26 protein-coding genes are annotated in these 22929 nt (G+C 68.8%); 15 read left to right on the forward strand and 11 right to left on the reverse strand.

Features of this window, described 5'->3' with window-relative positions; translation table 11 throughout:
• Window positions 1–121: 121 nt before the first annotated feature.
• The gene (locus ON34_RS20610; protein ID WP_040781781.1) at window positions 122–679 is read right to left on the reverse strand and encodes a YceI family protein; all 558 of its coding nucleotides are present in this window, start codon (window positions 677–679) and stop codon (window positions 122–124) included.
• 102 nt (window positions 680–781) lie between these two features.
• On the opposite strand from ON34_RS20610, the gene ON34_RS20615 reads away from it, so the two are divergent.
• Window positions 782–1618 (forward strand): helix-turn-helix domain-containing protein, encoded by an 837-nt coding sequence (locus ON34_RS20615; RefSeq protein WP_040781783.1) that lies wholly within the window; start codon window positions 782–784, stop codon window positions 1616–1618.
• Here the strand turns inward: ON34_RS20615 and ON34_RS20620 are convergent, their stop codons facing one another.
• Genes ON34_RS20620 through ON34_RS20630 form a run of 3 tightly spaced genes read right to left on the reverse strand, consistent with a single transcriptional unit; the run spans window position 1619 to window position 4319 of the window.
• The gene (locus tag ON34_RS20620) at window positions 1619–2320 is read right to left on the reverse strand and encodes a ferritin-like fold-containing protein (RefSeq protein WP_040781785.1); all 702 of its coding nucleotides are present in this window, start codon (window positions 2318–2320) and stop codon (window positions 1619–1621) included.
• A gap of 27 nt (window positions 2321–2347) precedes the next feature.
• Complete coding sequence (locus ON34_RS20625) at window positions 2348–3403, reverse strand: polyhydroxyalkanoate synthase family protein (RefSeq protein ID WP_040781786.1); 1056 nt, start codon at window positions 3401–3403, stop codon at window positions 2348–2350.
• Between the two features lie 58 nt (window positions 3404–3461).
• Window positions 3462–4319 carry an SCO6745 family protein gene (locus ON34_RS20630; protein ID WP_040781788.1) on the reverse strand — a complete coding sequence of 286 codons (858 nt, stop codon included), beginning with the start codon at window positions 4317–4319 and terminating at the stop codon, window positions 3462–3464.
• Between the two features lie 392 nt (window positions 4320–4711).
• Between ON34_RS20630 and ON34_RS20635 the strand changes: the two genes are divergently transcribed.
• From ON34_RS20635 to ON34_RS20660, 6 genes are read left to right on the forward strand one after another with little or no spacing between them, the layout of a single operon-like run.
• Window positions 4712–6478, forward strand: coding sequence for a DEAD/DEAH box helicase (locus ON34_RS20635; RefSeq protein WP_083889589.1), 1767 nt, complete (start codon window positions 4712–4714; stop codon window positions 6476–6478).
• Window positions 6479–6505: 27 nt separating this feature from the next.
• Window positions 6506–7735: an Rv3212 family protein gene (locus ON34_RS20640; RefSeq protein WP_040781791.1), complete on the forward strand. Its 1230-nt coding sequence runs from the start codon at window positions 6506–6508 to the stop codon at window positions 7733–7735.
• A gap of 55 nt (window positions 7736–7790) precedes the next feature.
• Window positions 7791–8303, forward strand: coding sequence for a nitroreductase/quinone reductase family protein (locus tag ON34_RS20645; RefSeq protein WP_040781793.1), 513 nt, complete (start codon window positions 7791–7793; stop codon window positions 8301–8303).
• A gap of 49 nt (window positions 8304–8352) precedes the next feature.
• Window positions 8353–8958, forward strand: coding sequence for an acid phosphatase (locus tag ON34_RS20650; RefSeq protein ID WP_083889590.1), 606 nt, complete (start codon window positions 8353–8355; stop codon window positions 8956–8958).
• Window positions 8959–9002: 44 nt separating this feature from the next.
• Entirely contained in the window at window positions 9003–9497 is a 495-nt protein-coding gene (locus tag ON34_RS20655) for a GNAT family N-acetyltransferase (protein ID WP_040781942.1), read from the forward strand.
• A gap of 5 nt (window positions 9498–9502) precedes the next feature.
• Window positions 9503–10210, forward strand: coding sequence for an endonuclease V (locus ON34_RS20660; RefSeq protein ID WP_040781796.1), 708 nt, complete (start codon window positions 9503–9505; stop codon window positions 10208–10210).
• 347 nt (window positions 10211–10557) lie between these two features.
• Here the strand turns inward: ON34_RS20660 and ON34_RS20665 are convergent, their stop codons facing one another.
• Complete coding sequence (locus tag ON34_RS20665) at window positions 10558–10977, reverse strand: hypothetical protein (protein WP_040781798.1); 420 nt, start codon at window positions 10975–10977, stop codon at window positions 10558–10560.
• A gap of 350 nt (window positions 10978–11327) precedes the next feature.
• Between ON34_RS20665 and ON34_RS20670 the strand changes: the two genes are divergently transcribed.
• Entirely contained in the window at window positions 11328–12272 is a 945-nt protein-coding gene (locus ON34_RS20670; protein ID WP_040781801.1) for a diacylglycerol/lipid kinase family protein, read from the forward strand.
• 253 nt (window positions 12273–12525) lie between these two features.
• Window positions 12526–12780, forward strand: a complete 255-nt coding sequence (locus ON34_RS20675; protein ID WP_011211115.1) for a WhiB family transcriptional regulator — start codon at window positions 12526–12528, stop codon at window positions 12778–12780.
• 162 nt (window positions 12781–12942) lie between these two features.
• Here ON34_RS20675 and ON34_RS20680 read toward each other — a convergent pair whose 3' ends face one another.
• Together ON34_RS20680 and ON34_RS20685 are read right to left on the reverse strand one after the other, a co-directional pair.
• Window positions 12943–14457, reverse strand: coding sequence for a sensor histidine kinase (locus ON34_RS20680; protein ID WP_040781804.1), 1515 nt, complete (start codon window positions 14455–14457; stop codon window positions 12943–12945).
• A 22-nt stretch (window positions 14458–14479) separates the two neighbouring features.
• Window positions 14480–14695: a biotin/lipoyl-binding carrier protein gene (locus ON34_RS20685; protein WP_040781806.1), complete on the reverse strand. Its 216-nt coding sequence runs from the start codon at window positions 14693–14695 to the stop codon at window positions 14480–14482.
• A gap of 89 nt (window positions 14696–14784) precedes the next feature.
• Here ON34_RS20685 and ON34_RS38565 point away from each other — a divergent pair, with 89 nt between their 5' ends.
• Window positions 14785–14859 (forward strand): 50S ribosomal protein bL37, encoded by a 75-nt coding sequence (locus tag ON34_RS38565; protein ID WP_022597109.1) that lies wholly within the window; start codon window positions 14785–14787, stop codon window positions 14857–14859.
• 65 nt (window positions 14860–14924) lie between these two features.
• On the opposite strand, the gene rsrA is transcribed toward ON34_RS38565, so the two are convergent.
• Together rsrA and ON34_RS20695 are read right to left on the reverse strand one after the other, a co-directional pair.
• Complete coding sequence (gene rsrA / locus ON34_RS20690; protein ID WP_051022928.1) at window positions 14925–15203, reverse strand: mycothiol system anti-sigma-R factor; 279 nt, start codon at window positions 15201–15203, stop codon at window positions 14925–14927.
• 14 nt (window positions 15204–15217) lie between these two features.
• On the reverse strand, window positions 15218–15898 hold the full coding sequence (locus ON34_RS20695) for a sigma-70 family RNA polymerase sigma factor (protein ID WP_051022929.1): 681 nt from the start codon (window positions 15896–15898) through the stop codon (window positions 15218–15220).
• Between the two features lie 196 nt (window positions 15899–16094).
• On the opposite strand from ON34_RS20695, the gene ybaK reads away from it, so the two are divergent.
• The gene (gene ybaK, locus ON34_RS20700; protein WP_040781813.1) at window positions 16095–16589 is read left to right on the forward strand and encodes a Cys-tRNA(Pro) deacylase; all 495 of its coding nucleotides are present in this window, start codon (window positions 16095–16097) and stop codon (window positions 16587–16589) included.
• A gap of 74 nt (window positions 16590–16663) precedes the next feature.
• On the forward strand, window positions 16664–17026 hold the full coding sequence (locus ON34_RS20705) for a hypothetical protein (RefSeq protein ID WP_040781815.1): 363 nt from the start codon (window positions 16664–16666) through the stop codon (window positions 17024–17026).
• A gap of 122 nt (window positions 17027–17148) precedes the next feature.
• On the opposite strand, the gene ON34_RS20710 is transcribed toward ON34_RS20705, so the two are convergent.
• Window positions 17149–17937: an SOS response-associated peptidase gene (locus ON34_RS20710; protein WP_040781817.1), complete on the reverse strand. Its 789-nt coding sequence runs from the start codon at window positions 17935–17937 to the stop codon at window positions 17149–17151.
• A 167-nt stretch (window positions 17938–18104) separates the two neighbouring features.
• On the opposite strand from ON34_RS20710, the gene ON34_RS20715 reads away from it, so the two are divergent.
• From ON34_RS20715 to rsgA, 3 genes are all read left to right on the forward strand, one after another.
• On the forward strand, window positions 18105–19613 hold the full coding sequence (locus tag ON34_RS20715; protein ID WP_040781819.1) for an aldehyde dehydrogenase family protein: 1509 nt from the start codon (window positions 18105–18107) through the stop codon (window positions 19611–19613).
• Between the two features lie 592 nt (window positions 19614–20205).
• Window positions 20206–21498, forward strand: coding sequence for a 3-phosphoshikimate 1-carboxyvinyltransferase (gene aroA, locus ON34_RS20720; RefSeq protein ID WP_040781821.1), 1293 nt, complete (start codon window positions 20206–20208; stop codon window positions 21496–21498).
• Complete coding sequence (rsgA, locus tag ON34_RS20725) at window positions 21495–22493, forward strand: ribosome small subunit-dependent GTPase A (protein WP_085997117.1); 999 nt, start codon at window positions 21495–21497, stop codon at window positions 22491–22493. The genes aroA and rsgA overlap by 4 nt, the downstream gene beginning before the upstream one ends.
• A gap of 21 nt (window positions 22494–22514) precedes the next feature.
• Here the strand turns inward: rsgA and ON34_RS20730 are convergent, their stop codons facing one another.
• Window positions 22515–22892: a YybH family protein gene (locus ON34_RS20730; protein WP_040781825.1), complete on the reverse strand. Its 378-nt coding sequence runs from the start codon at window positions 22890–22892 to the stop codon at window positions 22515–22517.
• Window positions 22893–22929 lie beyond the last annotated feature (37 nt).

A 22929-nucleotide genomic window follows, 5' to 3' on the forward strand; every position in this document is an offset into this window, starting at 1 on the left:
CCGCCTCTCCGAGTATTCAGGCCGTACTAGTCAGGTGCAGGAGGATTTGCGTGCAGGTCCTGCGTTTCGCGCCGACCCCGGTTCTGGGCGTACCCGGTGAGTTACCCATGTACTTGCGAGATCAGGCGTCACCCTTCGGCTCGATGAGCTGGATTTCCAGTTCGATCTTCACCGTGTCGCTGAGCATGCCGGGCAAGGGGCCGCCGACGCCGAAATCGGTGCGCTTGATGGTGCCGGTGGCGGAGAACCCGGCGTGCCGGTCGCCGGTCGGGCCGAAGTCCTGCACGCCGCCCCACTCGACCTCCAGGGTGACCGGCTTGGTGATCGTGCCGATCGTGGCCTCGCCGTGGACCTCGAAGGTCTCCGCGACGACCACCGGATGGGTGGCGCGGAAGGTCAGCGTGGGACGGTTGGCGACATCGAGGAAGTCGGCGGTGCGGATGTGCGCGTCCCGGTCGGGGTTGCCGGTGTCGAAGGAGTCGAGGTGGATCGTCGCGCCGATGGTGGCCGCACCCGACTCGTCGACCACGAATTCGGTCTCGAACCGGGTGAATCCGCCACGCACCTTCGAGATGCCGAGATGGCGAATGGTGAAGGCGACCGAGGAGTGCGCGGCGTCCAGCGCCCAGGAACCGGCTTTCAGCTGAGTGGAGGTGGTGGATTCCGAGGTAGATGTCATACCTCCGACAATGATCGGACCACGGTCCGTTAGCCAGACCGGCCTTATCCTGGACCTGACAGGGCGCGGCTAAGCGTCCCAGGACCAGGCACGATAGGACGCATGGCTCGTAACGGATTCGCGGAGTTCCTCATCGCACGGCGCGCCGAGCTGCGACCGTCGGACATCGGGCTGCCCGAGGGCGGACGGCGCAGGACGCCGGGTCTGCGGCGCGAGGAGGTCGCCGTCCGCGCGGGCGTCAGCGCCGACTACCTGGCCCGGCTGGAGCAGGGCCGGGACACCAACCCTTCGGTCGCGGTGATCGACGCGCTGGCCGACGCGCTGCTGCTGCGCGGCGACGATCGCCAGTACTTCAGCATGCTCGCGCTCGCCTCGGGCAACGAAACCCGTTGTCCGGGCAACGAATCCGCCGAGGAGCAGGTGGCCGCGACGATCGAGACGATTCTGCGCGCGTTGCAGCCAACTCCCGCCTTCGTGGTCGGGCGAAAGCTGAACGTGCTGGGCTGGAACCAGGCGTGGGCCGATTTCGTCGCCCCGCTCGGCCTCTTGGACGGCCCCGACCAGCCCAATCTGGCCTGGTACACCTTCACCCACCCCGCCGCGCGGCGCGTCCTGCGCAACTGGGAGCACGCCGCCGACACCTTCACCGCCGCGCTCTGCCGCGCCAAACTCCATTGGCCGGGCGATGATTCGCTGCGCGAGATGATCGAGGCACTGCGCGGGCTCCCGGATTTCGCGGATCGCTGGAAGCCGCATCGGGTCGGCGCCTCCGGCTCGGGCACACTGCACCTCGACCATCCGGTGCACGGGCTGGTCGAGGTGCCGTTCGAAACCTTGGAGGCCGACCGCGACCAGAGCGTCGTCGTCTGGCTCACCGACCGTGCCGGTGTGCACGCGCCCGGCCTGCGGCTGGTGTCCAACCGAGCCGTGAACGACTAGCTAGATGCCCAGGACGGCCATGCGTTCGGCGTGACTGGCCTGCATCCGCTCGAACAGCGCGGCGATGCCGTTGAGATCCCCGGTGGCGGTGAGGACCAGGTCGGTGAGCTCGTCGCGCTGCGCCATGACGTACTGGGCTTGGGTGATCGCCTCGCCGAGCAGCCGCCTGCCCCACAGCGTGAGGCGGTCGCGTTCGGATCGGCTCTCGGTGACCGCCCGGCGCACCTCCTCGACGACGAATTCGGAGTGCTTGGTCTCGGCGAGCACGTCGCGCACCACCGCGGCGACGTCGGGAGCCAGCGCGCCGGCGATCTGGGTGTAGAAGTCCGCGGCGATGCCGTCGCCGACGTAGAACTTCACCATCGACTCGAGCCAGGTCGAGGGGTCGGTGGACGCGTGATAGGCGTCCAGCGCCCGCACGAACGGCGCCATGGCGTCGAAGACGTCCGCGCCGCGCGCGGCCAGCGCGGACTCGAGCGTCTTGAAGTGCTCCATCTCGGCCGCGGCCATCGTCGCCACCGCCACCTTGCCGCGCAGGGTCGGCGACAGCTTCGCCTCCTCGGCCAGCCGGTAGAACGCGGAGATCTCACCGTAGGCGAGCACGGCGAACAGATCGGTGACGCCGGGATGGCTCGCGGGGATGGAGAGTGTTGCTGGGTCGGTCGACGAAACACCTAACGCGGCAGGTGACTGTGCTCCCATGCGCCCCAGCGTAATACTCGGCGCGCTTTATGCGGTCTCGGCCAAGAACTTCTCCAGATAACTCCATGTCGTGTCGCGCGCGGTCGGTCCGGCCAGGATCCCCAAATGGCTGCCGGGCGCGGTTTCGTAGCGGACCAGCGCCGCCCCGGTGAGGATGCGGGTACCCGCCTCGACGGCGGGGGCCGGGGTGATCACGTCGGCGGGCCCGCCGACCAGCAGGACCGGCGCGGTCACCCGCGCCAGCTCGATGCGGCGCTCGCCCAGCCGCACGACGCCGCGTCCGATGTCGTTACCGAGAATCAACCGGCGCCACAGCTGGCCGTAGAAGCGACCGGGATAGCCGGGCATCTCGGCCATGAACCGATCGATGGACTCCATCCTGGCCAGCGCCTCGGTGCGAGCGATATTGCTCGCGACGAACCACGGCCTGGTCAGCTCGCGATCCCAGGCGGTGATCTTGTAGGCGATCCGGGTCAGCGTCGCGGGGACGCCGCCGGTCGCGCGGATGACGGTCGAGGTGACCCGCCCGCCGGTGAGCTTCGCGACCGCGCGCAGCTGCGGGATGCCGGTCATCCGGTCGTAGTCCAGGGGCGAGCCGACCGCCGTGACGGACCGGATGGGCAGCTCGGGGTGCGCCGCGGCGGTCAGCAGGGCCAGCGTGCCGCCGATCGACCACCCGACCAGGTCGACGGGACGTCCGTCGCGGTCGGCGCTGGTGCGCAGCACCGCCTCGGGGAGGATGTCGTCGATCCAGTCCTCGAAGCCCATGCGCCGATCGGCGAAGGTGATCTCGCCGTAGTCGATGACGTACGGACGGTGGCCGATCTCCAGCAGGAACCGCGCCAGGCTCTGGTCGGGCCGCAGGTCGAAACAGGTGGCGGGCGCGGCGAGCGGTGGAACCAGCAGCACGGCCGAATCCGCTTGCGCCGCAGGGCTGTCCGTAGGTTCGAAGCGCCGCAGTTGCCGGTGCGGCTGATCCCACAGCACCGTCGAAGGAGTCGGATCCGGCGCCTCGATGCCGGAGCCGAAGGTCAGGGCCCACGCGTTGCGCGCGGCGAGGGAGGCAGTGTCGGCAAGGCTCACGCCAACGAATGTCTCACATGGCGGTACCGCCGGTAACAGGCAAGTCCCGATTCCGCGGCTACCGCTGCCCCATGCCGACCGGGTTGAGCGGCGGGACCACCGCGTCCTGCACGCTGCGCACCAGCGGCGCGAGCGACGCGGTCAGCTCGGCGATCGCGTCCGCCGACAACACCGCGAGCGCGCCCGTCCACGCGGCCTCGTCGGTGTCGGCCTCCACCCGGGCCAGCAACTCGGCTCCACTGGCGGTGAGCTTCGGCTCGACCGGTTCTCCGTCCACCACACCCTTGGCCCGCAACTCGTCGAAGGCGTCGGCCCATTCCGCCTCCGACACCCCGCGCGCGGGCCGCATCACCGATTCCGGCGCCTTGCCCGCCGCCACCTGCGCGATCAGCGCCTGGCGGCCGGTCAGGCCGTGGGTGACCAACGCGGCGACATGGCCGTCACCGCGATGCTCGCGCAGCGAGGTGGCCAGCTGCCAGAGCGCGGCCACCGGGTCGGCGGGCAGCGGCAAGGCCGCGTTCGCGGCGAACAGCGCCCGGCCGGTCGGGTCGGCCGCGCGCTGCACCGGCGCGAGCAGTTCGACCGCACGCGCGCACACCGCGTCATCCGCGCCGACGCCCCGCAGCAGCCCGGTGACCAGGTCGAGCCGGGCCGCCAGACACCGCCGCGGCGCGGCCCGCTCCCACGCCTCCGGCAGCGCCCGGCGCACCATGTCGGGGTGGAATCCGGCGAACAGCGCCTGCACCGTCGCGGGCGTCACCGCACCCAGCGGAGCGGCGCGGAACGCGAAGTAGGTCTGCCAGTAACCGCGCAACCCGATGCCGACACCCGCCGCCTTGACGCCGGCGCCGAAATAGACGACGTCGTGTAGCGGTTCGAGTGTGGTCCAGATTTGCCGCGCCGGATGAATTGCCATGTGGCGCAGCGTACGTCGGCACCGGGTCCGGCGAAAGGGCGCTGCGGGTTTCCACCATTTTCGATAGCGTGCCGCAGTGGCAATTCGAGCGGCGCACAATATCACGCTACAATCACCGTGGACAACGGAAAGTTTCGCTCGACGGAGTTGCCGGACGCCGCGCTCATGCGAACCCGCGGGGAGGGCCGCTGGGACCGCTGACGGGTTTCGGGTGCGAGTTTTCGTTGGACAGGAAAATGTGCGCGCACCAGTTCCGCGTCACCACTGCGCCGCGCCGATGTCTTGCGAGGTAGCCGCCGTTTTTCGGCAGGCGCCCGGCATCCGGAGCGTGGCCGGGTGAGTATCGCCTGCGGAGCCGTGGTCGTCGCGGACCGACCGGTCCGCCCCACCTCGTGCGTGCGGGACGTGATTACGAGGAAGGCACGAACCTGAGCAAGATCACAGTCGATCAGGAACCGGGACTGGCGGACACCCTGTTGACGGCCGAACTGGACGCAACGCATACCGCCCCGACTTTCGCCGAATTGGGCGTGCGCGCGGAAATCGTCCGCGCACTCGGCGAGATCGGCATCGAACGTACTTTCGCCATTCAAGAACTGACCCTCCCGCTGGCGCTGGCGGGTGAGGATCTCATCGGTCAGGCCCGCACCGGTATGGGCAAAACCTTCGGATTCGGCGTGCCGCTGCTGCACCGGATCGCCACCGCCGAATCCGGCACCACGCCGCTGGACGGCACGCCGCGAGCGCTGGTCATCGTGCCGACGCGGGAGCTGTGCCTCCAGGTCACCCAGGACTTGGAGAACGCGAGCAAATACCTGACCAACCACCAGGGACCGCTGCGTGTGGCGTCCATCTACGGCGGCCGCCCCTACGAGGCGCAGATCGCGGCGCTGCGGGCGGGCGTCGACGTGGTGGTCGGCACGCCTGGCCGACTACTCGACCTCGCCGACCAACAGCATCTGATCCTCGGCAAGATCGGCGTGCTCGTGCTCGACGAGGCCGACGAGATGCTCGACCTGGGCTTCCTCCCGGACATCGAGCGCATTCTCGGCATGGTCCCGGACAAGCGCCAGACCATGCTGTTCTCGGCCACCATGCCCGGCCCGATCATCACGCTGGCCCGTACCTTCCTCACCCGCCCGACGCACATCAGGGCCGAGGAGCCGCACGACTCCGCCGTGCACGACCGCACCGCCCAGTTCGTCTACCGCGCCCACGCGCTGGACAAGAGCGAGCTGATCGCGCGGATCCTGCAGGCCGAGAGCCGCGGCGCCACGATGATCTTCACGCGGACCAAGCGCACCGCGCAGAAGGTGGCCGATGATCTGGCCGAGCGCGGGTTCGCGGTCGGCGCGGTGCACGGCGACCTCGGGCAGATCGCCCGCGAGAAGGCGCTGACCAAGTTCCGCAAGGGCGCCATCGACGTGCTGGTCGCGACCGACGTCGCGGCACGCGGCATCGACATCGACGACGTCACGCACGTCATCAACTACCAGTGCCCGGAGGACGAGAAGACCTACGTGCACCGGATCGGCCGCACCGGCCGCGCCGGGCGCACCGGCGTCGCGGTGACCCTGATCGACTGGGACGAGCTCAACCGCTGGGCGGCGATCGACAGCGCGCTCGGGCTCGGCATCCCCGACCCGGTCGAGACGTATTCGCGCTCGCCGCACCTGTACACCGATCTCGGGATTCCCGAAGGCGTGACCGGTGTGATCCGCAAGCCGAAGCCGGAGCGCGACCAGGACGAGGTCGTGGTCGAGCGCCCGGCCCGCACCCCGCGCAAGCGCAACCGCAGGCGCACCCGTGGCGGTCAGCCGATCGACGGCACGCCGGGCACGGCCACGGCCGACGACAGCAACGCCGACACCACCGGCGAGGACGATCAGGCCGCCGGGCAGACCGACGCCGAAGCGGCCGACCGGCCCGCACGACGCAGGCGCAGGCGGCGCAAGCCCGCCGGTGACGCGGCGGAGGCAGCCACGACCAGCGAAGGCACCGAAGGCTCCGACACATCTTCCGAGGACGGTGCCGACGAGGCCGGTTCCGCCGACCGGCCCGCTCGTCGTCGGCGCAGGCGACGCAAGTCCGCGGAAGGTGAAGCGGCGGCCGAGGGCGCCGAGAGCGCGACCGAGCCCGCCGCTGCCGCGTCTGCCTGACCGTCCCGATCCGCTAGTCTCGCACTCGTGCTCGCACCCGAGCGGCGGACACGCGCCGACATCATCGCTGCCGTGGCGATCGCGGTTCTCGTGGCGGTCGCGGGCGTCGTGGTCTGGGTGCGCGGGGACGCGCACGGCACCGAATCGGTGACCGCGACGACCACCGCGACCACACCCGCCGCCGCCGATCGACTGCCCACCTCGCTGCGTGAACTGTGGCACGCGCCGGATCGCGCGAGCGCGCGAGCGCTCGTGTCCGGCGGCGTCGCGGTGACCGGCGACGACGACACCGTCACCGGCCGCGATCCGAGCACCGGCGACCAGCTCTGGAAGTACCGGCGGGACATGCCGCTGTGCGGGATCGAGGGACAGTACGGCACGGTCGTCGCGGTGTACCGCGACGACCGCGGCTGCAGTCAGACCACGCTGCTCGCCGGGGACAGCGGCGACCGGCGCACCGCGCGCAGCAGTTACATGGACGCCACCGTGCGGCTGTCGGTCGACGGCACCTACGTCCTCGCGCAGGGGCCGCGGCGGCTGGAGATGTGGCGCTCGGATCTGGTGCGCACCGTGGAGTACGGCTTCGTCGACGCGCCGGTGAACGTGAAGACCCAACCGCGCAAAGGGTGCACGCTGCTGTCGGCGAGTTCCAGCCCGTCCCGGCTCGCGGTGCTGGAACGCTGCCCGGCCGACCCCGCCAACCGGCTCACCGTGCTCAACCCGGCTCCGAAGGACAACACGGTTCCCGAGGAGTACGGCTCGCACGTATTGACCGGGCCGGGAACGGATTCCGCCGACGCCAGGGTGGTCGCGGTGTCCGACAGCCGGATCGTGCTGTACTTCCCCGGCATCACGGCGGGCGCGGAATCGTTGCCGCCGCGCCTGGCCGTCTACGACGGAAACGGCAACCCCGTTGTGGTGCATCAGCTTTCGGCGCCACTCGGCCCGGACGCGACGACCACCCGGATCGGCTCGGCCTACCTGGTCTTCACCGGCAACAGTGTGATCGCCTTGAACGGAAGCACTTTCGATCCGCTGTGGACGTCGAGCACGGCCCTCGGCACACCCGCGCTCATGGCGGGCAAGCTGCTGCTGCCCACCAACGGCGCGCTGGCGGTCCTCGATCCGGCCACGGGCGCCGAGGTCGGGCGCATCCCGGTGGAGCGGCCCGGCTACACCGGCAGCCCGATCTCCCTTGCCGTACTGGGCACTACCGTGCTCGAACTCCGTGACGGAGAGCTGCACGCCTTCGGCTGAGTTGGGTGGACGCCACTCGCCCGAACTTGTCGGTGCCTCGAGTCACACTGGCCGCATGAGCGAAACCGAGCCCTCCGCAACGCAACCCGAGCCCGCGATCACGTCCTATGACGATCCGGACGCGCCGTGGAACCAGCAGTATTCCGACGAAGAGATCAACCACTGGAACGACGGTGTGATCCAAGAGTTCCGCGACAACGAGGGCAAGGTGGGTGGCGCCTACGAGGGTGGTGAGCTGTTGCTGCTGACCACCACCGGGGCCAGAAGCGGTAGGCGGCATGTAGTCCCGCTCGGCCTGCTGCGGCGCGACGAAACCTTGTACGTGAGTTCGTTCATCGATGGCAAGTACCCTGCCTGGTACCACAACGTCAAAGCCGATTCTCGCGTGACCATCGAGTTCGGTTCGACCACCTACCAGGGCACGGCGCGTGCGCTGGACGGTGCCGAGTACGAGGAGTTCGCGGGCTGGGTGCTGGCGAACAATCCGTTGCTCGCGGACTACCAGGCCAAGGTCACGCGTCCGTTGCCGCTGGTGGTGCTCGAACTCGGGGAGCCGATCCAGGCGTAACCCGACCTGGTGCGGGCGGCGCCGAGCGGTCGTGGCCATGATGGGAGGCATGTCCGTACACGATGGCGCCCGACTGGTTCTGCTCCGGCACGGCGAAACGGCCTGGTCCCGCGAGCGGCGCCACACCGGTCGCACCGATCTGCCGCTCACCGAACACGGCGAACGGCAGGCCGAGGCCGCCGGACGCCTGCTGACCACACTGAAACTGCGAAATCCCCTGGTGCACACCAGTCCTCGGCAACGCGCGGTGCGCACCGCGGAACTGGCCGGGCTCACCGCCGCCGTGATCGACAATGATCTCGCCGAGTGGGACTACGGCGCCTACGAGGGCCTGACCACCCCGCAGATCCGCGAGTCCGTGCCGGGCTGGACCATTTGGACCGGCGACGTTCCCGACGGCGAGACCGCGGATGAGGTCCGCGCGCGGGCCGACCGGGCACTGGCCACCGTCGAGCCAGTGCTGTCCGAGCGGGATATCGTGCTGGTCGGGCACGGCCACTTCTCCCGCGTACTGATCGCCCGATGGGCGGAATTCGAAGTCAGGGAGGGCCGCCGCTTCGCCATGTCGACCGGCGCGCTGACCGTCCTCGGCTACGAACACGACGCGCGCACCATCCACGCGCACAACCTGCTACCCAACGGAGCGTCACAGTGACCAGAACCGTCGACCCCGCAAGTGGTGCGACCGACCCGAACACCGTGGATCTCGGCGGCGCGGTCTTGCGCCGCGCCGTCCCGTCCGATGTGCCCGCGCTGGTCGAGCTCGTCTACGACCTGGCCGAGTATGAGAAAGCGCGACATGAGTGCTCGGTGACGGCGGAGCAGTTGCATGCCGCGTTGTTCGGGCCGGAGGCGAAGGTGTTCGCGCACGTGGTGGCGGACAAGACGGGTCTGCTCGGCTGCGCGATCTGGTTTCTCAACTTCTCCACCTGGGACGGTGTGCACGGGATCTATCTGGAGGACCTGTACGTCAAGCCGGAGACCAGGGGCAAGGGCTACGGCAAGGCGCTGCTGACCGCGCTGGCGAAGGAGGCGGTGGACAAGGGCTACAGCCGCGTCGCCTGGTCGGTGCTGACCTGGAACAAGCCCTCGATCGACTTCTACCAGTCGATCGGCGCCGTGGCCCAGGACGACTGGGTCGGCTACCGGCTGGCGGGCGAGGCGCTGGGCAAGCTGGCCGCCGAAGCGCGGTAACGCGGATGTCCTGGCTCGCGCCGGTCGACCGGGCGTCCTGGCCCGCCACCGCCGAGGCGGCCATGGCGATGCAGGACGATCTGCGGCCGCTGGTCGATCCGGTGACGCCGCCTGGAGTCCGGTTCCGCACGGTGGCCGGAATCGACTCGGCCTACCACGACACCGGCGCCGTGGCCGCCGCGGTCGTCGTCTTGGACGCCGCCACGCTGCGCCCGGTGTCCTCCGCCGTCGCGCACGGCGTCGCCGCCTTCCCGTACATACCCGGCCTGCTCGCCTTCCGGGAGATCCCCACCACCCTCGCCGCGCTCGAAAAGCTCGACGCGGCACCGGATCTGCTGATCTGCGACGGACAGGGACTCGCCCACCCGCGCCGCTTCGGCCTCGCCTGTCACCTCGGACTGCTCACCGGGGTACCGACGATCGGCGTGGCGAAAACCGTCTGGGGCGACTACGCCGAACCGAGTCCGCACCGCGGCGCCGCCACCGATATCACCATCGACGGCCAGGTGGTCGGCCGCGCGCTACGCACCAGAACCGGCGTGAAACCGGTCTTCGTCTCCGTCGGCCACCGCATCGACCTCGACACCGCCTGCGCACAGGTGCTCGCCTCGACCCCGCGCTACCGGCTGCCGGAAACCACCAGGCACGCCGACCAGCTGTGCCGTGCGGCGCTGCGCGAAGCGGCCCGGATCACCTCCGGCTCGACCCCGTAGTCCTGCGCCATCCAACGCGTGGACGGCGGCGCGAACAGCAACACGAGCGCGGTCACCGCGACCAGGCCGAGCAGCGTCCCCGGAAAGGCTTGGTGCACTCGGTGAGCACCGATCAGAAAACACACGGCATGTCCCCTGCCGCACTGCCCGGCGATAGCCGAGGACTACTCCGGTTCTACCCCGTAGTCCTGCGCCATCCAACGCCTGGATGGCGGCGCGAACAGCGGCACGAGCGCGGTTACCGCGACCAGGCCGAGCAGCGTGCCGCGGACCGGCTCGTGCACTCGGTGAGCAGCGATCGGAAAGCACTTGGCACGCCCACTGCGGGACTGCCCCGCGATAGCCGACTACTCCGGCTCGACCCCGTAGTCCTGCGCCATCCAACGCGTGGACGGCGGCGCGAACAGCAACACGAGCGCGGCTACCGCGACCAGGCCGAGCAGCGTGCCGTAGACCGGCTGGTGGGAGTCGGTGAGCAGCGACCAGGTGACCGGGAGCAGCAGCAATTGAGCGATGACGGCGATGGCGCGGCCCCAGCGTTTGCCGAGCAGCAGTCCGACGCCCGCGGCCAGCACCGCGCCGCCGAGGATGCCGAACCAGGCGGCCGTGCCGTAGCCGCTGGCCGCGGTCTGGTCGTGACCGAGCAGCCCGCGCACCACCAGCACGATCGCGACAGTCACGGCGACCACCCCTTCGAGCGTCACCAACCCACCGGCAGCCCGGACCGTCGTCGGCACGCCCGCCGAACCCGCATCTTTGCCGCTCACGACCGCGCCTCCCGCGCCCGCGTGGTGCGCACCCGCATGCTGTGTCCTCGGCTCACTCCCTGACTTTCCCTCACGACCGCACCCACTGAGCCTCGCCTCCGTGCGCCACCTTGCGCCAGGTCCTCGGACACACCCGCTGACGCTCCGTCACGACCCTCGCGCTTCGCTCCCCCAGCTGCGACCGCATGCTGTGGTCCAGGTTCACTCGATGACGCCCGCTCACGCTCACGCGGCAAGCCTACGACCCGCAAAGACCAGGGCGCGCCCTGGCGTAGACCGACGGCCGCGGTCCCACCCGGGCGTCGCTCGCCGCTTTCCGGCCCGAGCCAGCGGCCAACTAGGCTGCGAACGTGCGGACGCTGCTGATCGTGAACCCGAATGCCACCTCGACTACGCCGGCGACCCGGGACCTGCTGGCGCACGCGTTGGAGAGCCGCACCCAACTGACCGTCGCGCACACCCAGCACCGCGGCCACGCGGCGGAGCTGGCCCAGTGGGCAGCGACCAATGAGATGGACCTGATCGTCGTGCACGGCGGCGATGGGACGGTCAACGAGACCATCAACGGCTTCCTCCCGCTGCCCGAACTGGACGACGGCCAGGCCTGGCTGCCGCGCTTGGGCGTGATCCCCGGCGGCTCGGCGAACGTCTTCGCCAGGGCGCTCGGCATCTCGCCGGACCCGGTGACCGCTACCAACCAGCTCATCGACCTGCTCACGGTGGACTCCGATCGCCGCATCGGCCTCGGCACGGCGGACGATCGCTGGTTCTGTTTCAGCGCGGGCGTCGGATTGGACGCCGATGTGTGCGAGGCGATCGATGCCAGCCGCGCGCGCGGCCGCACCGCCACCCCCGCCCGTTATCTTCGAACAACTGTGCGACAATTCTTCCGGGCAAAGCGTGATGAACCGAGCGTTCAGGTCGAAATTCCCGGCCGTGATCCGGTAGACGGTGTGCATTACGCGTTCGTTACCAACACCACACCCTGGACCTACTTGAACGCCACACCGGTGCACACCAACCCCGGCACCCGCTTCGAAACGGGGCTCGGCGTGTTTGCCGTGCGATCCATGGCGGTGCTCCCGACGCTTCTGCTCGCGCGTCAACTCCTCATGCCCAACGGAAACCCCAAGTCGCGCAATTTATTTCGCGAAGACGACGTTCCCGCCGTACGAATCGAGTCCAAGGAACCCATCGGCCTGCAAATCGATGGCGACTTCATCGGGAAGCGCAACGTGGTGGATTTCACCGCGGTGCCCGACGTCCTCGCCGTGGTCGCTCCGCAGCCGCACTGAGCGCGAAACGCCGGGAAAAACATCGCGGTTGTGCTGCGAAAAGCAGGTGGAGCGAGTACAAAGGACCGGGCAGGCCTCCCCTGCGGGGGCCTTTAGAGCGTGACCTTCCCCACGGTGCACCGCGTGCCTATTGACATCTACGGTGTTCGTGAAAGCATTCACAAGCAACCGTGCGGAAACATTCGAGTCGCACAAGTGAACGATCCACAAACCATAAGGCGCCGTGTGCGGCGCCCAGCAAAGGAGCAGAGGAATGGACTGGCGCCACAAGGCCATCTGTCGCGATGAGGACCCCGAGCTGTTTTTCCCGGTGGGTAACAGTGGTCCGGCGCTCGCGCAGATTGCCGATGCCAAGCTGGTCTGCGCTCGCTGCCCCGTAACCGCCGACTGCCTGTCCTGGGCCCTGAAGTCCGGACAAGACGCCGGCGTGTGGGGTGGTATGAGCGAGGACGAGCGCCGGGCGCTGAAGCGCCGGAACGCGCGCACCCGCACCCGCACCGTCGTTTAAGACGAACCGCCTTACCGGGCCATTCAGCAGCCAGGCCCGGTAAGCATTGTCAGCCCGGCACCCATCGGTGCCGGGCTGTGTTGTGCCTCGGACCGAATTACCTTGCGGCACTGCGTCTTAACCGCCCTACGGGCACAGCACAGCCCGACGCGGAACGAACACTCAGCGGCCGGAGCGGCGCCCCAGCGGCACACGGAGGACGGCATCGGTGCCGATGTCGGCGCCGGGGTGCAGGCCGATGGATCCACCGAGTTCGGCCGTGACCAGCGTGCGGACGATTTGGAGGCCGAGCCGGTCGGAGGACTCCAGGCTGAAACCCGGCGGGAGGCCGCGACCGTCGTCGCTGATGATCACGTCCAGCCAGCGGGCGGAACGCTCGGAACGGATTGTCACCGTGCCGTTTTCGCCGGAATCGAAGGCGTGCTCGATGGCGTTCTGCACCAGTTCGGTCAGCACCATCACCAGCGGGGTCGCGCGTTCGGCGGAGAAGACGCCGAGCGAGCCCGCGCGGCGCACTTTGATGCGCGTGGTGTGCACGGTGGCGACGTCGGCCATGATCGGCAGCAGCCGGTCGACGACCTCGTCCAGGTCGACCTCCTCGTCCACCGACATGGACAGCATTTCGTGCACCGACGCGATCGAGGTGACCCTGCGCACCGACTCGGTGAGCGCGACCTGCGCCTCCTCGTTCTCGGTGCGGCGGGCTTGCAGGCGCAGTAGGGCGGCGACGGTTTGCAGATTGTTCTTCACCCGGTGATGGATCTCCCGGATGGTGGCGTCCTTGCTGAGCAGGGCGCGATCGCGCCGCTTCACCTCGGTGACGTCGCGCACGAGCACGGCGGCTCCGGCCAGTTCACCGTGCGGGCGCAACACGAGCGTGCGCAGCAGCACGGTGGCGCCGCGCGCCTCGACCTCCATGCGCCGCCCGGTCCGTCCGGCCAGCGCGGCCTGGATGTCGCCGACCACCTCTTGCGCGTCGAACGGGTCGGTGATCAGGGATCGGGTGGTGACGGCCAGATCCTGTCCGGCCAGATCGGCCTGCAAGCCCATCCGATGGTAGGCCGACAGGGCGTTCGGACTGGCGTAGACGACGATGCCTTCGGTGTCGAGCCGGATGAAACCGTCCCCCGCGCGCGGGCTGGAATGGGTGGCCGCGCGGTCCTCGGTGGTCGGGAAGGTGCCGTCGGCGATCATCTGGCACAGGTCGTCCGAGCACGCCACGTAGGCGGTCTCCAGTTGGCTGCGGACCCGGGGACGCTGGATATCGGTATCCCGGCTGAGCACGGCGATCACGTCGTCACCGCAGCGCACCGGGATCGCCTCGCGGATCGCGTGCATCGGATGGGGGTGATACACGCCGGATGCCTCGACCTCGCTGTCGGCGCGCACGATCTCGCCGGTCACCAGCGCCTGGAACACCTGGGGGTGGTCGGCCCGCCGGGCGACCGTGCCGACCAGGTCCTCCTGGTGCACGGTGGGGGCGGTGGTCGGGCGGCACTGCGCGACGCAGACGATGTCCGCGCCCTCGGTGATCGGGCCCGCGCCGACCCACAGCAGCAGGTCGGCGAAGGACAGATCGGCCAGCAGCTGCCAATCGCCCACCACCCGCTGCAGATGGTCGACGGCGACACCGGGTAGGTCGGTGTGCTCGGCCAGCAACTCGCTCAGTGTCGCCATGAAGATCTACCGCCGGAATCGATCAGGAAATGACCGCGATGAGATGCCCGGCCTTGATCGCGTCGCCTTCCTTGACGCCGATCGAGGTGACCGTGCCGCTGGACTCGGCGACCACCGGAATCTCCATCTTCATCGACTCGAGGATCACCAGCGTATCGCCCTCCTGGACCTCGTCGCCCTCTTCGACGACCACCTGGTAGACGACCGACACCAGCTCGGCGAGAACTTCCTCCGCCATGGCACCCCATTCCTCGTTGCCCTCTATCCGCTGACGGTACAGCCAACCACACGTGAAACAATGGCCTTCAACCAGAAGGGAGACTACTCATGGGTAAGCGCGGACGTAAGAAGCGTAGCCGCAAGGGAAACGCAGCCAACCACGGCAAGCGGCCCAACGCCTGAGCGCACGCTCGGCCCGCAAACGCGAAGCGGCACGCACTTCCAGCAGGAAGGCGTGCCGTTCGGCGTTATCGGTTCGGTCGGTCGGAGGTCTCGACGGAAGTCTCGGTGACGATGAACGCGCGGCGCAGTTCGACGGTCAGGCGTTCGCGCAGCGACTCGGGCGCGCGGTCACCGCCGCACTTGCGACTGAGCAGGCCCTTGATCTTCTCCTCGATGCCGTAGGCCTCGATACAGGGGCTGCAGTGCTCCATGTGGTGCTGCAACCGGGCCCGGGTCGCTTCGTCGCACTCCCCGTCCAGCATCAACCACACATCCGCGAGAACCGCCGTGCAGTCGAGCTCCATATCCGGGTCCTGGCTCACTGGTTGACCTCCTGGCGTTCCCCCGAACGGTTGAATCCACGCTCGCGCGCCACATCGGCGAGCAAACCCTTCAGCTGTTTCCGGCCGCGGTGGAGCCGGGACATCACCGTACCGATGGGCGTGCCCATGATGTCGGCGATTTCCTTATACGGGAAACCCTCGACGTCCGCGTAGTACACCGCCATCCGGAATTCCTCCGGCAGTTCTTGCAGTGCCGCCTTGATGTCGTCGTCCGGCAACGCGTCCAGCGCCTCGACCTCGGCGGAGCGCAGGCCCTGCGAGGTGTGCTCGGCGGTCGCGGCCAGCTGCCAGTCGGTGATCTCGTCGGTCGGGTACTGCGCGGGCTGCCGCTGCTTCTTGCGGTAGGAGTTGATGTAGGTGTTGGTCAGGATCCGGTACAGCCAGGCACGGAGGTTGGTGCCCTCCCGGAACGACTTGAACCCCTGATACGCCTTGACATAGGTCTCCTGGACCAGGTCCTCGGCGTCGGCCGGGTTCCTGGTCATGCGCAGCGCGGCGCCGTAGAGCTGGTCGAGCAGGGGCAGCGCGTCCCGCTCGAAGCGCTGTGCCAGCTCGGCATCGTCGACGGCGGCGACATCGTCGGCCACCACGTCATCGTCGCTCGTCACACCTATCCCTTCGATCGCCGTACCTGCCAAATCTACCGGCAACGGCATATCGACCGGGAATCCGCCTTCCGTCGGTGACACCGCGGTCCATACCGGACGATCGTCGAGCAGCACGGGCACCGGCATCTCCTTCACGTCTTCATAGGGCCTGCTCACGCGATGGAAATCCCATCCGAGCGCTGTGTATCGCCTACAACATGCGCGGTGCCCGGCGTGTTCCCGCGACCACGATAATGTTTCGGCCATGGCAGCAGGCTCGACACCGGCGATCCGCGCGTTGACCCGGGCCGAGGTGGCCCACCGGGTGCACGCCTACAAACACGATCCGCGCGCCGACTCCTACGGCACCGAGGCGGTGGACGCGCTGGGCACCGAACTCGGCGTCGTGGCCGAGCAGATCTTCAAGACGCTGGTCATCGAGCTGTCCACCGGCGCGCTCGCGGTCGCGGTGCTTCCCGTGCCGCACACGTTGTCGCTCAAGGCCGCCGCCGCGGCGCTGGGCGCGTCGAAGGCGAGCATGGCCGACAAGACCCGAGCGGAGAAGACGACCGGGTACGTGCTCGGCGGCATCTCCCCGCTCGGCCAGCGCAAACAGCTGCCCACCGTGATCGACGACTCGGCGTTGTCCTGGGACCGCGTGCTGTGCAGCGCGGGGCGGCGCGGTCTGGAGATCGAGCTGGCGCCCGCCGATCTGATCCGGCTGACCAGCGCGGTCACCGCACCGGTGATATCGGCGTAATCCAGCCAGAACCGCCGCGATCTGTGCGTTACTTGGAAACGGCCAGATCGATCCGACTCGAGGATGTGATGCGAATGTTCGCGCACCAGCGTTTGCGCACCATGATCGTCGTGTTGTTCGGAACTCTCGTCGTGGCTCTCGGTTCGGTGTCGGTCCTCGCCCCGCAGGCCGCCGCCGCTCCGGGCGCCCCGGCGGTCACGCAGGTCAGCGGTTACCCCTTCGACTTCGGCGGGCAGGACGACGACAGCCCCTTCGATTTCGACGGCAAGGATGACGACGACGCCCTGACCGGCCAGGGCATGTTCAAGAAGGACGAGAAAGCCGAGAAGACCGAGAAGCTCGGCGGGACGCTGACCACCAAGATCATCGATCTCCTCGCCGGGGTGATCAAGTGCGGGCTGAATATCGCCACGCCCAGCGTGAAGTGCTCGCTGTAGACCCGCGACCATGAATTCCGCGCTCGGCTCGGGCGGCCTCATCGGCCCAACCCCGGTTTCGAGCGCAGCGAGATCGAGCATTACCCATTCGTGGCCCGGCTCGGACGCGAGCCGGGCCGCGGTCACAGCAGGCTGATCTGCCCGGTGTGCTCCCGATCCTCTACTCGGGCAAGCAATTCCGGACCGTTGTTGCGCACGCTGTTGACCAGCGGGGGCACCGGGCGCGGCACGATTGCGGCGACCGTCTCCTCGCTCGGCGTCTCCAGCAGCGTCGCCGGGGCCGGGTGATCCGGGTCCAGCCAGGCGTCCCAGTGTTCCTCCGGCATGGGCAGCGGCATGCGGTCGTGAATGCGGGTGAGGTCGCCGACCGCGTCGGTGGTGAGGATGGTGCACGACAGCAGCGGCTCGCTCTCCGGCTGCGAACGGTCGCGCCACACCGACCACAGCCCCGCCATGTAGAGCCGGGAACCGTCGGCGTTGGCCATGTAATACGGATGTTTGACGACCTTGCCCTTCGCCCCCGGCTCGGCGTTCGGTTCGACGACCCACTCGTACCAGCCGTCCATCGGCACCAGGCAGCGCCGGTATTTCACCGCGTCGCGGAAGGAAGGCGTGGTGGCGGCCTTGTCGGCGCGGGCGTTGAACAACGGCTTGCCCTTGACCGGCACGCCGGGCTCGGCGGCCTCGGTCCACACCGGGATCAGCCCCCAGCGCATACGCCGGATCCGACGCTTCGGATCGTCGTCCTTCCGTCCCTGGTCGTGCCGTTCGACCACGGTGAGGATCTGCGTGGTCGGAGCGACGTTGTAGTTGGTGAAGGCGCCTTGGTCCGTGGTCTCGGTCTCGTCGATCGCGTCCAACTCGGCCGCGAGCCTGGCCGGGTTGGTCGTGGTCGCATATCGTCCGCACATATCCCGATACTCCCACCCGGCACCGACAGTGTCGGGGACAATTGGCCCATAACTGATGACCTGTTGAGAGTTTTGACCTAACATTCTCTCATCGTGAGGGGCGGTCTGCCCGTCCATTCCGGCGTGCGCATCGACCGGCCACCGCAGACGGCAAGAGGAGACCCACTGTGACATCAACCGACACCAGACCGGCCGACCACGACACGGCCCTCACGTCGGTGAATCCGGCGACAGGCGAGGTGATCGGCACACACGTCATCGCCGACGACGCCGCGGTGGCCGCCGCGGTCGCGAAGGCCCGCGCGGCGGCGGCCACCTGGGGGGCACTGAGTTTCGACCAGCGGCGCACGCATCTGCTGCGCTGGTCGAGCAAGCTGGTGCAGAAGTCGGAGGAGTTCTGCGCGCTGATCCACGCCGAGAACGGCAAGCCGCTCGACGACGCGTTCCTCGAACTCATGCTCGCGCTCGAGCACATCGCGTGGGCGGCCAAGCACGCCAAGAAGGTGCTCGGCCCCAAACGGATCTTCCCCGGCGCGCTGATGTCGAACTTCAGCGCCAGGCTGGAACTGCGCCCGCTCGGCGTCGTCGGAGTGATCGGCCCGTGGAACTACCCGGTCTACACGCCGAACGGCTCGATCGCCTACGCGCTGGCCGCCGGCAACACCGTCGTGTTCAAGCCCAGCGAATACTCCACCAGCATCGGCAATTTCCTCGCCGACGCCTTCGCCGAGGCCAACCCGGAACTGCCCGAGGGCGTCTTCATCACGATCAACGGTTACGGCCCCACCGGCGCGGCGCTGGTGCGCTCGGACGTCGACAAGATCGCCTTCACCGGCTCGACCGCCACCGGCAAGCGGATCATGGCCGCCGCCGCGGAGAAGCTCACGCCGGTGCTGCTGGAGTGCGGCGGCAAGGACGCGGTGATCGTCGCCGCCGACGCCGACATCAAGGCCGCCGCCGACGCGGTCGCGTGGGGCGCCACCGCCAACAGCGGTCAGACCTGCGCGGGCGTCGAACGGGTGTACGTCGATCGCGCGGTGCGCGACGAGTTCGTCGCCGAGGTCAAGCGCATTCTCGGCGACATCAAGCCCGGTTCGGACGACAAGGCCGCCTACGGGCCGATGACCATGCCGAGCCAGGTCGACGTGGTGCGCCGCCACATCGAGGACGCGCTGAAGCACGGCGGCACCGCGGTGCTCGGCGGCCCCGAGTCGGTCAAGGCGCCGTTCATCGAGCCGGTGGTGCTCGTCGACGTGGACGAGAGCTCCGAGGCGGTGTGCGAGGAGACCTTCGGCCCGACCATCACCATCCGCACCGTCGACGGCGTGGACGAGGCGGTCGAGCTGGCCAACAAGTCCAAGTACGGCCTGTCCTCCGCGGTGTACTCGAAGAAGAGCGGCCTGGACATCGCGCGCAGGCTGCGCGTGGGCGCCACCTCGGTGAACTCCGTGCTGGCCTTCGCCGCCATCCCCGGCCTGCCGTTCGGCGGCGTCGGCGACTCCGGCATCGGCCGCATCCACGGCGAACCCGGCCTGCGCGAGTTCGTCCGCCCACACTCGATCGCCGTGCAGCGCTTCGCCGTTCCCGGCATGGCGCTGCTGAGCTACACCCGCACCGCCTCCACGATGAAACTGCTGCGCAAACTCGTCCCCGTGCTCCACGGCCGCCACAAGTAGAGCCCGGCGGCACCCGGTCCGGGTACTCGACGACGTTGAGTTACCCGGACCCCCTACCGCACTGCTGCCGATCGCGGATACGTGCACTCCGGTGGAGTGGGAAGGCCGTCGACTTCGGCTCGATCGACGGTAGAGCTGTACCTGCGCTGTCAGTACTCCAGCCGCAACACCCCATGCCGCGGTTGTCCGCCGCACACAACCACATCGGCCCAGCCGCAGTTTTCGAGCGAAGCGAGACCGAGCATTCCCGTTCGCGGCCCGGTCTCGAGGTCTGTCGGCCACGATGTGCAGGTCTTCGAGCGCTTTCCCCGCATCTCGCGTCCGGCCGAAATGATCGCAACCAAGGCACGGTGAGTAGTCCAGCCACAACACCCGGTCCCGCGGTGTCCTCCTCAGGCAACAGCATCAGCGCAACCGCGGTTTCGAGCGAAGCGAGACCGAGCATTCCCGTTCGCGGCCCGGCTCGCGTCCGAGCGGCCGCCGCGTCCGCGACGAAGTCGCCAGCGGCGGTCGCTCGGACGCAAGCCACAAGGGGGCCGCGAACACGCAGCGCCGCAGGCGCTGCATAACAAGCACAGTGCATGATGGACGGGTGAACTTCTGGCCAGCGCCCCATGTCGATGTCCCCGTGCACGCGACCGTGACCCTGCCCGGATCGAAATCGATCACCAACCGGGCGCTCATCCTCGCCGCTCTGGCCGATGGACCCTCGACGATCACCGGTGCGTTGCGTAGCCGGGATACGAATCTGATGATCGGCGCGCTGCGGGCGCTGGGTACGGGCATCGAGGGCGAGCGGGACACGGTGACCGTCACCCCGGCGCCGCTGGGTGGTGGCACGGTCGACTGCGGGCTGGCCGGCACCGTGATGCGCTTCCTGCCGCCGGTCGCGGCGCTGGCGTCGGGCGACGTCGCGTTCGACGGCGACGAGCAGGCCAGGATTCGGCCGCTGCGCACCATCCTGGACGCGCTGCGTGCGCTCGGCGCGGATATCGCCGGTGATTCGCTGCCGTTCACCGTGCACGGCAAGGGCGCGCTGCGCGGCGGCACGGTGACCATCGACGCGTCCGGGTCGTCGCAGTTCGTCTCCGGGCTGTTGCTGTCGGCCGCCCGTTTCGACGAGGGCTTGGTGGTGCACCACGACGGCAAGGCGCTGCCCTCGATGCCGCACATCGAGATGACCGTGGAGATGCTGCGCCGCGCCGACGTGCGGGTGCAGGCGCCCGCGGACAGCTTCAAAGCGCAGACCTGGATCGTGGAGCACGGGCCGATCCGCGCGGTGGATTGGGAGGTCGAGCCGGACCTGTCCAATGCCACGCCGTTCCTGGCCGCGGCGGCGGTCACGGGCGGCACCGTCAGCATCCCGCACTGGCCGCGGTTCACCACCCAGCCGGGCGATGTGATCCGCGAGATCCTGGTGCGGATGGGGGCCGAGGCAAGGATCTTCGACGGCGTGCTGACCGTGCACGGCCCCGACCGGCTCGCGGGCATCGACATCGATCTGCACGATGTGGGTGAGCTGACCCCGACCGTCGCCGCCTTGGCCGCGCTGGCCGACTCCCCGACCGTGCTGCGCGGCATCGCCCATCTGCGTGGCCACGAGACCGACCGGCTGGCCGCGCTGTCCACCGAGATCAACCGGCTCGGCGGCAAGGTGACCGAGACCGAGGACGGACTGGAGATCGTGCCCACCGAGTTGCACGGCGGCAAGTGGCATTCCTACGCCGATCACCGGATGGCCACGGCCGGAGCGATTCTCGGCCTCCGAGTGCCCGGCGTCGAGATCGAGGACATCGGCACCACGGCCAAGACCCTGCCGAATTTCGTCGCCCTGTGGGAGCGGATGCTGGATCCGACGCTATCCGACGAAGGAGCGGCGCACTGAGCCGGAGACGCTCCGCGGCCAGCTACGACGAATCCGACGTGCGGGTTCGTCCGGGGCGTAGTTCGCGTCCACGCACCAAGACTCGACCGCAGCACAGCGATGCCGAGTCCGCCATGGTGGTCTCCGTCGACCGTGGCCGCTGGGGGTGTGTGCTCGACGGCGACGCCGATCGCCGCATCGTCGCCATGCGGGCGCGTGAGCTGGGCCGCACTCCGATCGTGGTGGGCGACCAAGTGGACGTGGTGGGCGATCTGTCCGGACGGCCGGACACGCTGGCCCGCATCGTCCGGGTCGCCGACCGCCGAACGGTGTTGCGCCGCACCGCCGACGACACCGATCCATTCGAGCGGATCGTGGTCGGCAATGCCGAGCAGCTGTTCATCGTGGTGGCGCTTGCCGACCCGCCGCCTCGAACCGGGTTCGTGGAACGCGCCATGGTCGCCGCGTATGCCGGTGGGCTGCAACCGATTCTGTGCTTGACCAAACACGATCTGGCCGCCGACTCCGAATTCGCCGCGGCGTTCGACGATCTGGATCTCACCATCGTCTACGGCGGCATCGACGATCCGCTCGACCCGGTGCTCGATCTGCTCAGCGACCGCCTCACCGCGCTGATCGGCCACTCCGGCGTCGGCAAGTCCACGTTGGTGAATCGTCTTGTCCCGGACGCGGATCGAGCCGTCGGCGAGGTCTCCGGCGTGGGCAAGGGCAAGCACACCTCCACCCAGTCCGTCGCACTCCCCCTGTCCGGTGGCGGCTGGGTCATCGACACCCCTGGCGTCCGGTCGTTCGGCTTGGCGCACATCACCCCCGACGACGTCATCGCCGCCTTCACCGATCTCGCCGAAGCCATCGAGGACTGCCCGCGCGGCTGCACCCACCTCGGCCCGCCCGCCGACCCCGAATGCGCCCTGGACGAGCTCACCGGCAAAGAGCACCGCGTGGCAGCCATCCGCCGCCTGCTCGTCGCCCTCACCTCCAACGACCCCTGGTAGGAGAAAGGTCGGATCCGACGATCAGTGCCCGTCCGGCTGGCCGGGCGCGAACGGCCATTCTTCGAACCACGTACACCGACCCGAGTCGTCGAAGCGCAGAATCCACAGGTCCCGCCACTGCGACGGGGTGTCCCGCGCGTATTCCACCTCCACCCGCACCACGGCGGTATCCCCGTCCACCGCGACGATGTGTGACCGCATGGTGAACGGCTCGTCAGGTCCATCCCTGCCGTCCTCCCAGAATTCGGCGAGAGCATCGAGGCCGGTGCGGGGCTGCGCCCACGGCGACACCGAGTACCCGGCGTCGGCGGCGAACAGCTCGGCGAGCTGTTCGGTGCCCGCCGCCCGCCAGGCCCGCTCGTATCCGTCCACCCACGCCTCGACAGCCGCACGGTCCATTCCAGGAAAACTACGCCGATTCGCGCGTTCAGTGGAC

It is taken from the genome of Nocardia pneumoniae NBRC 100136 (assembly GCF_000308755.1).
Classification (GTDB): Bacteria; Actinomycetota; Actinomycetes; order Mycobacteriales; family Mycobacteriaceae; genus Nocardia; species Nocardia pneumoniae.

What these genes read in the sequence shown, in the direction of transcription:
- ON34_RS20610 (WP_040781781.1), bottom strand. Translation starts at nt 679, where the DNA reads ATGACATCTACCTCGGAATCCACCACCTCCACTCAGCTGAAAGCCGGT.
- ON34_RS20615 (WP_040781783.1), top strand. Translation starts at nt 782, where the DNA reads ATGGCTCGTAACGGATTCGCGGAGTTCCTCATCGCACGGCGCGCCGAG.
- ON34_RS20620 (WP_040781785.1), bottom strand. Translation starts at nt 2,320, where the DNA reads ATGGGAGCACAGTCACCTGCCGCGTTAGGTGTTTCGTCGACCGACCCA.
- ON34_RS20630 (WP_040781788.1), bottom strand. Translation starts at nt 4,319, where the DNA reads ATGGCAATTCATCCGGCGCGGCAAATCTGGACCACACTCGAACCGCTA.
- ON34_RS20645 (WP_040781793.1), top strand. Translation starts at nt 7,791, where the DNA reads ATGAGCGAAACCGAGCCCTCCGCAACGCAACCCGAGCCCGCGATCACG.
- ON34_RS20650 (WP_083889590.1), top strand. Translation starts at nt 8,353, where the DNA reads ATGTCCGTACACGATGGCGCCCGACTGGTTCTGCTCCGGCACGGCGAA.
- ON34_RS20660 (WP_040781796.1), top strand. Translation starts at nt 9,503, where the DNA reads ATGTCCTGGCTCGCGCCGGTCGACCGGGCGTCCTGGCCCGCCACCGCC.
- ON34_RS20675 (WP_011211115.1), top strand. Translation starts at nt 12,526, where the DNA reads ATGGACTGGCGCCACAAGGCCATCTGTCGCGATGAGGACCCCGAGCTG.
- ON34_RS20680 (WP_040781804.1), bottom strand. Translation starts at nt 14,457, where the DNA reads ATGGCGACACTGAGCGAGTTGCTGGCCGAGCACACCGACCTACCCGGT.
- ON34_RS20685 (WP_040781806.1), bottom strand. Translation starts at nt 14,695, where the DNA reads ATGGCGGAGGAAGTTCTCGCCGAGCTGGTGTCGGTCGTCTACCAGGTG.
- rsrA (WP_051022928.1), bottom strand. Translation starts at nt 15,203, where the DNA reads ATGGAGCTCGACTGCACGGCGGTTCTCGCGGATGTGTGGTTGATGCTG.
- ON34_RS20695 (WP_051022929.1), bottom strand. Translation starts at nt 15,898, where the DNA reads ATGCCGTTGCCGGTAGATTTGGCAGGTACGGCGATCGAAGGGATAGGT.
- ybaK (WP_040781813.1), top strand. Translation starts at nt 16,095, where the DNA reads ATGGCAGCAGGCTCGACACCGGCGATCCGCGCGTTGACCCGGGCCGAG.
- ON34_RS20705 (WP_040781815.1), top strand. Translation starts at nt 16,664, where the DNA reads ATGTTCGCGCACCAGCGTTTGCGCACCATGATCGTCGTGTTGTTCGGA.
- ON34_RS20710 (WP_040781817.1), bottom strand. Translation starts at nt 17,937, where the DNA reads ATGTGCGGACGATATGCGACCACGACCAACCCGGCCAGGCTCGCGGCC.
- ON34_RS20730 (WP_040781825.1), bottom strand. Translation starts at nt 22,892, where the DNA reads ATGGACCGTGCGGCTGTCGAGGCGTGGGTGGACGGATACGAGCGGGCC.